The sequence below is a fragment of the Streptomyces sp. NPDC047981 genome (genome assembly GCF_040653315.1).
Taxonomy (GTDB): Bacteria; Actinomycetota; Actinomycetes; order Streptomycetales; family Streptomycetaceae; genus Streptomyces.
In genome coordinates, this window is sequence record NZ_JBEZNQ010000019.1 from 109,004 (window position 1) to 119,790 (window position 10,787).

Annotated in this window: 8 protein-coding genes; all 8 read left to right on the forward strand. The window is 73.3% G+C overall.

The features are described from left to right. Positions 1 to 23: 23 nt before the first annotated feature. A complete protein-coding gene (locus AB0E14_RS14415) occupies positions 24 to 2,228 on the forward strand; it encodes a right-handed parallel beta-helix repeat-containing protein (RefSeq protein WP_362416236.1) in 2,205 nt (734 codons plus the stop codon). Then, positions 2,225 to 3,022, forward strand: coding sequence for a hypothetical protein (locus tag AB0E14_RS14420; protein WP_362416239.1), 798 nt, complete (start codon positions 2,225 to 2,227; stop codon positions 3,020 to 3,022). The genes AB0E14_RS14415 and AB0E14_RS14420 overlap by 4 nt, the downstream gene beginning before the upstream one ends. Then, positions 3,019 to 4,314 (forward strand): hypothetical protein, encoded by a 1,296-nt coding sequence (locus tag AB0E14_RS14425; RefSeq protein ID WP_362416242.1) that lies wholly within the window; start codon positions 3,019 to 3,021, stop codon positions 4,312 to 4,314. The genes AB0E14_RS14420 and AB0E14_RS14425 overlap by 4 nt, the downstream gene beginning before the upstream one ends. Before the next feature lie 120 nt (positions 4,315 to 4,434). Then, on the forward strand, positions 4,435 to 5,121 hold the full coding sequence (locus AB0E14_RS14430; RefSeq protein WP_362416245.1) for a TetR/AcrR family transcriptional regulator: 687 nt from the start codon (positions 4,435 to 4,437) through the stop codon (positions 5,119 to 5,121). A gap of 85 nt (positions 5,122 to 5,206) precedes the next feature. Beyond that, entirely contained in the window at positions 5,207 to 7,414 is a 2,208-nt protein-coding gene (locus AB0E14_RS14435) for a molybdopterin oxidoreductase family protein (protein ID WP_362416248.1), read from the forward strand. Positions 7,415 to 7,561: 147 nt separating this feature from the next. Beyond that, positions 7,562 to 8,998, forward strand: coding sequence for a citrate:proton symporter (locus AB0E14_RS14440; protein WP_362416250.1), 1,437 nt, complete (start codon positions 7,562 to 7,564; stop codon positions 8,996 to 8,998). A gap of 174 nt (positions 8,999 to 9,172) precedes the next feature. Then, positions 9,173 to 9,907 (forward strand): hypothetical protein, encoded by a 735-nt coding sequence (locus AB0E14_RS14445; RefSeq protein WP_362416253.1) that lies wholly within the window; start codon positions 9,173 to 9,175, stop codon positions 9,905 to 9,907. Next, positions 9,894 to 10,691 (forward strand): class F sortase, encoded by a 798-nt coding sequence (locus AB0E14_RS14450; protein ID WP_362416256.1) that lies wholly within the window; start codon positions 9,894 to 9,896, stop codon positions 10,689 to 10,691. Before AB0E14_RS14445 ends, AB0E14_RS14450 begins: the two co-directional genes overlap by 14 nt. Positions 10,692 to 10,787: the final 96 nt, after the last annotated feature.

Sequence of the window (10,787 nt, forward strand, 5' to 3'; positions counted from 1 at the left end):
AACAATGCTCTACTCTCACCGCCATGTCGTGGACCCGCAGGCTCCTTGTCGCGCTCTCGGTCGTTCTCGCGGCGCTCGTCGCCGCCCTCGTCGCCGCCCCCGGGGCCCAGGCCCACGAGGAGCGGCCCGTCACCTTTCCCGACGGCACCGGCAGCGTGCCGAAGCTCCGTACCGGGGAGCCCGATCTCCTGGTCTGCAAGACCGACCGGGCCGCGTTCGACCGCCGGATCTCCGGCTTCCCCGCCGAGCTGAAGGCCCGGAACCTGGCCCTGTTCGAGCGCTGCGCCCGCAGCGGCTACCGCCATCTCCAGCAGGCCGTCGACGCCGTCGACCGGCCCGGCATGACCATCGCCGTCCTGCCCGGCCTCTACGAGGAGGAGCCCTCACAGCCCGCGCCGACGGGCGCCTGCGCCGCGTTGAAGGCCCCGAAGTCGTCGTTCGGCTACCAGATCCTGTCGTACGAGCAGCAGAAGCAGTGCCCGCACAACCAGAACCTGGTCGCCATCCTCGGCAAGAAGAACCTGCAGATCGAGGGCACCGGCGCCTCCCGCCTCGACGTCGTCTTCGACGCGAAGTACACCAAGCTCAACGCGCTGCGCGCCGACGCCTCCGACGGCATCTACTTCCGCAACTTCACCGCCCAGCGCACCACTTTCAACTCGCTGTACGTCCTCGCGGCCGACGGCTTCGTCATCGACGACGTGCTGACCCGGTGGAACGACGAGTACGGCTTCCTCACCTTCGCCTCGGACCACGGCCTCTACAAGAACTGCGAGTCGTACGGCAACGGCGACTCCGGCATCTACCCGGGCTCGGCCTCCGACATCAACGACGGCCGCGGCTACGACGTGCCGCGCTACTCGATCGAGATCACCGGCTGCCGCAGCCACCACAACATGGTCGGCTACAGCGGCACGGCCGGAGACTCCGTCTACGTCCACGACAACGAGTTCGACCACAACATGGGCGGCGCCTCGATGGACTCCGCCTTCCCCGGCCACCCCGGACTCCCGCAGAACCACGCCCGCTTCGAGCGGAACCTGATCCACGACAACAACCAGAACTACTACCGGTACGTCGCCGACGGCACCTGCGCCAAGCCGCCGGTCGAGCGCGGCTACGAGCAGGGCGTCGTCTGCCCGCAGATCTCCATGCCGCCGGGCACCGGCATCATCACGGCGGGCGGCAACTGGAACCTGTACGAGAACAACTGGGTGTACGGACACCAGCGCGCCGCCTTCTTCCTCAGCGCCGTCCCCGCCTTCATCCGGGGCGAGTCCGCCTGGGGCAAGCAGACCGACACCTCCCACCACAACCGCTACGCCGGCAACCACCTGGGCGTCGACACGTCGGGCGCTTCCCGCCCCAACCGCACGGACGTGTGGTGGGACGGGCAGGGCGGCGGCAACTGCTGGCAGGCCGAGGGCAGGCCGACGGGGGCCTCCAGCCCCGGTGCGCTGCCCGAGTGCGGCGAGCGGCGCGGCGAGGTCACCGGCGACACCGACCGGCTCGTCGGCGAACCCGCCAAGCTCGCCCACCTGCTGGTGTGCGCCGACTACAACGTCCAGGCGCGCCGACTGCCCGCCGGCTGCGACTGGTACGGCGCGCGGGGGATCCAGCGCGTGGAGACCCAGCTCGCCCTGGGGATCGCCGTCGTCCTCGCCCTCGTGGGCGGCGCCCTGTGGTGGCGCCGTCTCCGGGGTCACCGGGCGGCGACCCTCGCGACCCTCCTGGGGCTCGTGGGCCTGGCCCTCGACGTGGCCGGCTCCACGCTCGGCCTCGCCTCGGGACCGCTCCCGGCCCTCGCGCTCCTCCTGATCGGCGCCTGGTGGACCGTCGTCGGCCTCGCGCTGCGCCCGACCCGCCCCGCCTTCGCCTGGACCACGGTCGTGCTCGGCGCCCTCACCCTCCTGGACGCCTTCGACAAGGCCGTCCTCATGATCCCCTGGATCCCCCTCAGCCCGGCCTGGCTGCGCGGGCTCCTCGCGGTGGTCTGGGTGCTCTGGGCCGTGATCGCCGCCGGCCGCCGCGCCCCGGGGGAGACGGGCGACCGTGCACCCGCCGCGGACCCGGGCCCACCTCCGGTGACCGCGGCGGCGCGCCACGCGTACGACGGCAACGACGGCAACGACGGCAACGACGGCGCGCGCGGTGGGATGCGCGGCGGTACGCGTGGCCGGGCGGACGAGGGCTCGCGCGGTGAGACGCGCGGCGGAGGTGCCTCGTGAGGCGGGCGGGCGCGCTCGCCGGGGTCCTGCTCGCCGTCGTCCTGACCGCCACCGGCTGCGGCGGGCGGGCGACCACGCACCACAAGCCGGGCACCAGCCACCAGGAGGCGACCGGGGGCAGTGGCACCCTGCTCGCGGCGACCGACGAGACCGGGCACCGACTGCGGGAGGTACCGGCCGAAGGGGCACCCGCCGTCCGCGTCGAGGCACGGCCCGACACCGAGGGCGGCTGGAACGTCCACCTCACCGTGGAGAGGTTCCGCTTCACCCCCGAGAGCGTCGGCGGGGCGGCCATCCCCGGCCGGGGCCACGCCCGGCTCCTCGTCGACGGCAAGGAGACCGGCCGGATCTACGGCCCCTGGCACCACGTCCCGCCCGGCGCCCGCTCGGTCACCGTCCGGCTCCACGCCGACGACCACACCGTCTGGGCGGTCGCGGGCAAGCCGGTCGAGGCCACCGTCCCCCTCGCGCCCGCCGCCACCGGCGCCGCCACCCCGCCGGCGCCGACGGCGGTCCCCACCACCCCCGCCCCCGGCCGGGCCGTCGAGATCACCGTCACCGGAAAGTCCGTCCAACCACCCCCCTCCCGTATCGAGTTGAAGAAGGGCGAGCAGATCACCCTCCGCGTCACCGCCGACCGCGCCGACACCCTCCACGTCCACGGCTACGACCGCGAACTGCCCCTCACCCCCGGCGAACCCGGCACCCTCACCTTCACCGCCGACCGCACCGGCCTCTTCGAGGTCGAGACCCACGGCTCGGGGCTCCTCCTCACCCAACTCGTCGTCCGGTGACCCCCGCCGCGCACCCCCCGACCCCCGCCCAGCTCCTCGCCCACGGCATCGGCTCCCAGCACGACCTCCCGCTCTCGCCCTTCTACGCCTACGCGGGTGCCTTCGCCGCGCTCTTCGTCTCCTTCCTGGCCCTCGGCCTGCTCTGGCCCACCTCCCGGTTCCGCGGCGACCGGGCGGGCCGCCCGCTGCCCGCCGCCGTCCAACGCCTCGCCGACGCCCCGGCCACCCGTACCGCGCTGCGCCTCGTCGGCGCGGCCGCCGCCACCGCCGTCCTCCTGCACCTCCTCCTCGGCCCCGACGACCCCGAGCGCAACCCGGCGCCCGGCGCCGTCTACGTCCTGCTCTGGGTGGGCCTCGTCCCGGCCTCCCTCCTCCTCGGACCCGTCTGGCGCCTCCTCAACCCCCTGCGCGCCGTCCACGCGCTGCTCCCCGCTCCCCGAACGCCCCGCCCCCTCCCCGCCGGTCTCGGCATCCGCCCCGCCGCCGCGGGACTCCTCCTGTTCGCCTGGCTCGAACTGGCCGCCCCCGACCCCGCGTCCACCACCACCCTCCTGACCTTCCTCGCCGTCCTCACGGCCACCGGCCTCCTCGGCGCCGCCCGCCACGGCCCCGACTGGTTCGCCCACGCCGACCCCTTCGAGGTCTACTCCGCCCTCCTCGGCCGGCTCTCACCGCTCGGCCGCCGGGCCGACGGCCGGCTCGTCCTGCGCTCTCCCTTCCACAGCCTCGACTCCACCCCCCAACTCCCCGGCCTCGTCGCCACCGTCTGCGTCCTGCTCGGCTCGACCGCCTACGACGGCTTCTCCGACAACCCCCGCTGGAGCACCGCCCTCCAGACCTCCCCCCTCGGCCCGACCGCCACCGCCACCCTCGGCCTCCTCGCCGCCATCGCCCTCGTGGCCGCCCTCTACGGCCTCTGCGCCGGCACCCTGCGTCTGATGTCCCGCGCGCTCACCAGCCCCCTCACGTCCTTCGCCCACTCCCTCCTGCCGATCGCCCTCGGCTATCTCGTCGCCCACTACTTCACACTCTTCGTCACCGAAGGGCCACGTACCGTCATGTTGGCAGCCGGCACTGACAACGCCTCCGCGCCCGCCCCGCCACTGGCCCCCGGCGCCCTCGCCGCCCTCCAGGTCGGCGCCATCGTCACCGGCCACGTCCTGGGCGTCGTCGCCGCCCACGACCGGGCCGTGCGTCTCTTCCCGCCCGCGCGGGCCGTGGCCGGCCAACTCCCGCTGTTCGCGCTGATGATCGCGTACACCCTCGGCGGCATCGGCCTCCTCATCGCCTGACCCGGGCGCCGGACGGCCCGCCCGTCGCCTTGCCCGGGGCACCGGACGCCCGCCCATCGCCGGCTCCCGCCGCCGGACGCCACGCCCATCGCCTGACCCGACCGGGAACGGAGCGGCATCATGGACCCCGTGCCCCAGCCATCCCTCCGCCGCACCCCCGTCCAGCAGCGCAGCGCCGAGCGTCTCGCCCGGATCCTCGACGCCTGCGCCGAACTCCTCGACGAGACCGGCTACGAGCAGCTGAGCACCCGCGCGGTCGCCGTGCGCGCCGGTGTCCCCATCGGCTCCGTCTACCGCTTCTTCGGCAACAAGCGCGCGATGGCCGACGCCCTCGCCCACCGCAACCTCGACCGCTACGCCGACCGCATCTCCGCCCGCCTCGCCGCGGCCGGCAAGGTGGACGCGTACGGTGCGATCGACGGCGTCCTGGACGAGTACATCGCGATGAAGCGCACCGTTCCCGGCTTCGCGCTCGTCGACTTCGGTGTCCCCGCGCCCACCTCGGGCGAGGACGCCTCCGACGGGGCCCCCGGCGGCGACGGCGAACGCGGGGCGCCCGGCGAGAGCGACCCGAGCGCCCACCACCTCGACGCCAACCACCTCGTCGCCGACCGCCTCTGCGGCCTCCTCGCCGACCACCTCGGCCTCGACCCGGACGAGGCCCTGCGCCGCAAGGTCCTGGTCGGGGTCGAGGCCGCCGACGCGCTGCTCCAGCTCGCCTTCCGCGCCGCGCCCTCCGGTGACCCCGCGCTCATCGCCGAGACGCGGGAGCTCCTCTACGCCTATCTCGCGCCCTCGCTGAGCTGACGGATCCGGCCCCTCCCCACCGTCCGTACCGGTCGGTATGCTCGCTGGTGCCCGCGCGCCACCGTCGCCGCTCCAGGGAGTCGCCATGTCCACCGCCCTGCGCATCTGCCCCCTCTGCGAAGCCACCTGCGGGCTGACCCTGACCCTCGACGGCACGAGGATCACCGGTGCGCGGGGCGACCGCGACGACGTCTTCAGCCGGGGCTTCATCTGCCCCAAGGGCGCCTCCTTCGGCGAGGTCGACGCCGACCCCGACCGGCTCACCGGACCCCTCGTCCGCAAGGACGGCAGGCTCCAGGAAGCCACCTGGGAGGAGGCGTTCGACACCATCGCCGCCCGGATCAGGCCCCTGATCGAGACGTACGGGCCGAACGCGGTGGGCCTCGTGCTCGGCAACCCGAACGTCCACACCATGGCGGGCGCGCTCTACCCGCCCCTGCTGATCGGCGCCCTGCGCACCCGCAACCTGTTCACCGCCTCCACGCTCGACCAGATGCCCAAGCACGTCTCCAGCGGCCTGCTCTACGGCGACCCCTTCGCCATCCCCGTCCCCGACCTCGACCGCACCGACCATCTGCTGATGCTCGGTGCCAACCCGCTGGACTCCAACGGCAGTCTCTGCACCGCCCCCGACTTCCCCGGAAAGCTCAAGGCGCTCCGCCGGCGCGGTGGCACCCTCACCGTCGTCGACCCGCGCCGCACCCGCACCGCCCGGCTCGCCGACCGCCACCTCGCCATCCGCCCCGGCACCGACGCCCTCTTCCTCGCCGCGCTCGTCCACACCCTCTTCGCCGAGGACCTCGCCGCCCCCGGCCCGCTCGCCGACCACGTCCAGGGCATCGAGGACGTACGGGAAGCGGTACGGGAGTTCACGCCCGAGGCCGTCGCCGCCGCCTGCGACCTGGACGCCGCCACCGTCCGTACCGTCGCCCGCGAGCTGGCCGCCGCGCCCACCGCGGCGGTCTACGGCCGCATGGGCAGCTCCACCGTCGCGTACGGAACCCTCGCCAACTGGCTGGTCGACGTCCTGAACGTCCTCACCGGCAACCTCGACCGGCCCGGCGGCGCGCTCTTCCCGCTCTCCGCCACCGCCCCCGCGCCCCGGCCGGCCGGTCCGGGCAAGGGCTTCGCGCTCGGCCGCTGGACCAGCAGGGTCTCCGGCCACCCCGAGGCCAAGGGCGAGTTCCCGATGGCGGCGCTCGCCGAGGAGATCGAGACGGCGGGCGCGACCGAGGACGACGGCCGCATCCGCGCGGTCATCACGCTCGCCGCCAACCCCGTCCTGTCCGCGCCCGACGGGCTGCGCCTCGACCGGGCGCTCGGCACCCTGGACTTCATGGTCTCGGTCGACCCGTACCTCAACGAGACCACCCGCCACGCCGACGTCCTGCTGCCCCCGCCGCCGCCCTCGCGCAGTGCCCACTTCGACTTCGCCTTCAACGGTTTCGCCGTCCGCAACCAGGTCCGCTTCACCCCGGCCGCCGTCCCTCTGGAAGAGGGGCGCATGGACGAGTGCGAGATCCACGCCCGGCTGATCCTCGCCGTCTCGGGGATGCGGGGCGCCCCGCCGTCGGCGGTGGACGAGCTCGCGATCGAGACCACCCTGGCCAAGGCCGTCACCCAGCCGCACTCGCCCGTCCACGGCGCCGACCCCGAGGCCGTCGCCGCCGGCCTGAGCGGTACGACCGGGCCCGAACGGCGGCTCGACCTGATGCTCCGCCTCGGCCCGTACGACCTGACCCTCGACGACCTGCGCCGGGCACCGCACGGCATCGACCTCGGCCCGTTGAAGCCCCGGCTCCCCGGGCTCCTGAAGACCCGCAGCGGGCGCGTCGAGCTGCTGCCCGCCCCGATCGCGGCCGACCTGCCGCGGCTGCGTGCCGCCCTCGACGCCGAGCCGGGCGGCCTCGTCCTGGTCGGGCGCCGCCATCTGCGCTCCAACAACAGCTGGATGCACAACGCGCCGTCCCTCAACAGCGGTTCGAACCGGTGCACCCTGCAGGTCCACCCGGCCGATGCCGACCGGCTCGGCCTCGCCGACGGCAAACCCGCCCGGATCGCCGCGGAGGGCGGCTCGCTCGACGTCGAGGTGGAGATCACCGACGCGGTACGGAGCGGGGTGGTGAGCCTGCCGCACGGCTGGGGCCACGACCGGGACGGCACTCGCCTCGCGGTCGCCGCCGCCCGCCCCGGCGTCAACGTCAACCAGCTCCTCGACGGCTCCCGGCTCGACCCGCTCTCCGGCACGGCCGTGCTCAACGGGTTCCCGGTCGAGTTGGCGCCCCTGCCGTAGAGGCGGCGTTGACCTGGGGTTTTGCTCGTATTGCTCACGCGTCGACGTCTTGCTGACGGCAGAAGGGGGCACCTAACGTCATCCGGACCGCCGCACCGGAGGGAGCCGCCCCGGTGTGAGTTCAAGGGTGAACGTGAGGTGTCCTCCATGCTGACCGTCCTCGGCTTCGCCATGATCGCGACCTTCCTGGTCCTGATCATGACGAAGAAGATGTCGCCGATCGCGGCGCTCGTGCTGATTCCCGCGCTGTTCTGTGTCGCCGTCGGGCAGGGCGCCCAGCTCGGCGACTACGTCATCGACGGCGTGGAGAAGCTCGCGCCGACCGCCGCGATGCTCATGTTCGCCATCGTCTACTTCGGCGTGATGATCGACGTCGGCCTCTTCGACCCGATCGTCCGGGGCATCCTGCGCTTCTGCAAGGCCGACCCGGTGCGGGTGGTGGTCGGTACGGCGGTGCTCGCCGCGATCGTCTCGCTCGACGGCGACGGGTCCACCACCTTCATGATCACCGTCTCGGCGATGTACCCGCTCTACAAGCGGCTCGGGATGAGCCTGGTCGTCATGACCGGCGTCGCCGCCACGGCCAACGGCGTCATGAACACCCTGCCCTGGGGCGGCCCGACGGCCCGCGCCGCGACCGCGCTCAAGGTGGACGCCGCCGACATCTTCGTCCCGATGATCCCCGCGCTCGGGGTGGGTCTGCTCTTCGTCTTCGCCCTCGCGTACGTCCTCGGCCGCCGCGAGCGCAAGCGGATCGGCTATCTCACCCTGGACGAGGTGCTGGAGCCGCAGACCGAGACCGTTCTGGTGAAGGCGGGCGGCGGCGACGACGGCCGGGGTGCGGGCGTGGGGCAGGTGACCGGATCCGGTTCCGCCGGTTCCGGAGGTCCCGCCGGTTCCGTCGCCTCCGGTTCCGGAGCCGAGGAGGCGCCCGACGGGGGCTTCCAGGGGCTCGACCCGAACCGCGCGACGCTCCGGCCCAAGCTGTACTGGTTCAACGCCGGCCTCACCGTCGCCCTGCTGACCGCGATGATCCTCGAACTGCTGCCGATCCCGGTCCTCTTCCTCCTCGGCGCGGCCCTCGCGCTCTCGGTCAACTACCCGAGGATGGCCGACCAGAAGGCCCGGATCGCCGCACACGCCGAGAACGTCCTCAACGTGGCGGGCATGGTCTTCGCCGCCGCCGTCTTCACCGGTGTCCTGACCGGTACGGGCATGGTCAAGCACATGGCCGACTGGCTCGTGGGTGCGATCCCGGAGGGCATGGGTCCGCACATGGCGCTGGTCACCGGCGTGCTGAGCCTTCCGCTCACCTACTTCATGTCGAACGACGGGTTCTACTTCGGCGTCCTGCCGGTGCTCGCGGAGGCGGGCGCGGCGCACGGCGTGTCGCCGCTGGAGATCGCCCGGGCCTCGATCGTCGGCCAGGCGCTGCACATGTCCAGCCCGCTGGTCCCGGCCGTGTACGTCCTGGTCGGCATGGCGAAGGTCGAGTTCGGCGACCACACCCGGTTCACCGTGAAGTGGGCGGCGCTCACCTCGCTGGTGGTCCTCGCGGCGGGGATTCTGTTCGGGATCATCTAGGGCGGGTGCGGACCGGCCGGAGGTGGGCGTCGCGGAGGGCGACCGGCCCTCCGCTGGGGGAGTGAATCTCGGAGAGTGGTGCGGCGACGCTACCACTCTCCGTGTTCTTGTCATGGCAGATAGTCAGATTATCTGTTGATCTGTCCGCGTCTGCATGACTGGAGGAACCCCCGCATGACCGCTCTGGCAGTACGTCCCCTGCTGTCCGTCGCCGCGGCGTCGATCGCCCTCGGAGCCGTCGCCCTGGCCGGCGCTCCCGCCGCCTACGCGGCGCCCGGCGACAACGGCGACGTCAAGATCCACCGTGAGGGTACGACCGAACCCAATCAGAGCAACCACCCCAGGGTGTGCAAGTTCCACCTCGCGGCCTTCAACTTCGACGACCTGCTCTCGGTCCACTGGGAGATCGTCCCCGAGAACAAGGTCAGCCCGGTGAAGGAGGGCGACATCGCCATCAACGCCGAGGGCGACGGCTTCACCGCCGACATGGAACTGCCCGACGGCAAGTACCGGATCGAATGGAGTTGGGTGGGCCAGCTCGGCGCCAAGAAGAGCAAGGAGTTCACCGTCAAGTGCCTCGACGACATCACCAGCCCGCCACCGAACGGAGGCGGTGAGAACGGCGGGAACGGGAACGGCAGCAACGGCACCGCCCCACCGAACAACAACGGCGGCAGCGGCGGCAACGGCAGCAACGGAGGCAGCGGCTGGCAGCAGAACGGCGGCGGCACCACCCACAAGCCCCCGCACGGTGCTGTCGGGGCGGGCGGAGGCGGCAGTGTGGACGCCTCGTCCCCCGAAGGCGACTCCGCCTTCGGGGTCGGAGCGGCCCTCGCCGCGGGCCTCGCGGGCACGGCGGGCCTGATCCTCGTACGCCGGTCGCGACGCCGCACGCATGGCGCGTCGTAGGTACCGCACCTCGCGCAGGCAGCGCCGCCGCCTCCGGCTCGCCCGGACCGTGGCGGTGACGCTGTCCCTGGTCGGCGGCGGCATCTGGTGGGCCACGGACGACGAACCGTCCGACCCATCGGCGGCCGCCGCCGCGGCCACGCGCGCGGTGGAACCGGGCGCGGCCGGACCCCCGGGGCAGGCGGCGCGGGAGCGCGACCAGAAGTCGAAGGCCGAAACGAGGGCCGAGGGCCGGACCAAGGCACCGGACGCGCGTGCTCCGGCCAAGGCCCGCCCCAGGACGGCCCCGGTCAGACCCGTACCGTCGCCCGCGCCCCTGGCCCGCTCGCGCGCCACCGACCTCGCCATCCCGGCGATCACCATCGAGGCCCCCGTCATGGGCCTGGGCCTCGACGGGTCCGGGCAACTCGGCTCACCGCCGATCGAGAACCCCCGGCTCGTCGGCTGGTACGAGCGCGGCCCGGCCCCGGGCGAACTCGGCACCGCGGTCGTCGTGGGCCATCGCGACACCCGCACCGGGCCCGCCATCTTCCTCAACCTCGACTCGCTCACCCCCGGCAACACCGTCCGGGTCGCCCGCGCGGACGGCAAGGTCGCCGTCTTCAAGGTCGACAAGGTCCGGACGTACACCAAGGAGCAGTTCCCCGACCAGGAGGTCTACGGCTCCACGGGCCGCCCCGAACTGCGGCTGCTCACCTGCGGCGGTGCCTTCGACGCCAAGAAGGGCTACGCGTCGAACATCGTCGTCTTCGCGCATCTCACGGACGTCGCCCGGACGATCTGACCGGGGCGCCGCCCGCGTCGCCGCGCGCCCGGGCCACCCGGAGCGAGCCCGCCGGATACGGCAGCTCCGCCGCGAGCGCCGCCGCCCTGTCGAACC

Coding starts and splice junctions, on each gene's coding strand:
- AB0E14_RS14445 (WP_362416253.1), top strand. CDS start 9,173: ATGACCGCTCTGGCAGTACGTCCCCTGCTGTCCGTCGCCGCGGCGTCG.
- AB0E14_RS14430 (WP_362416245.1), top strand. CDS start 4,435: ATGGACCCCGTGCCCCAGCCATCCCTCCGCCGCACCCCCGTCCAGCAG.
- AB0E14_RS14415 (WP_362416236.1), top strand. CDS start 24: ATGTCGTGGACCCGCAGGCTCCTTGTCGCGCTCTCGGTCGTTCTCGCG.
- AB0E14_RS14450 (WP_362416256.1), top strand. CDS start 9,894: ATGGCGCGTCGTAGGTACCGCACCTCGCGCAGGCAGCGCCGCCGCCTC.
- AB0E14_RS14435 (WP_362416248.1), top strand. CDS start 5,207: ATGTCCACCGCCCTGCGCATCTGCCCCCTCTGCGAAGCCACCTGCGGG.
- AB0E14_RS14440 (WP_362416250.1), top strand. CDS start 7,562: ATGCTGACCGTCCTCGGCTTCGCCATGATCGCGACCTTCCTGGTCCTG.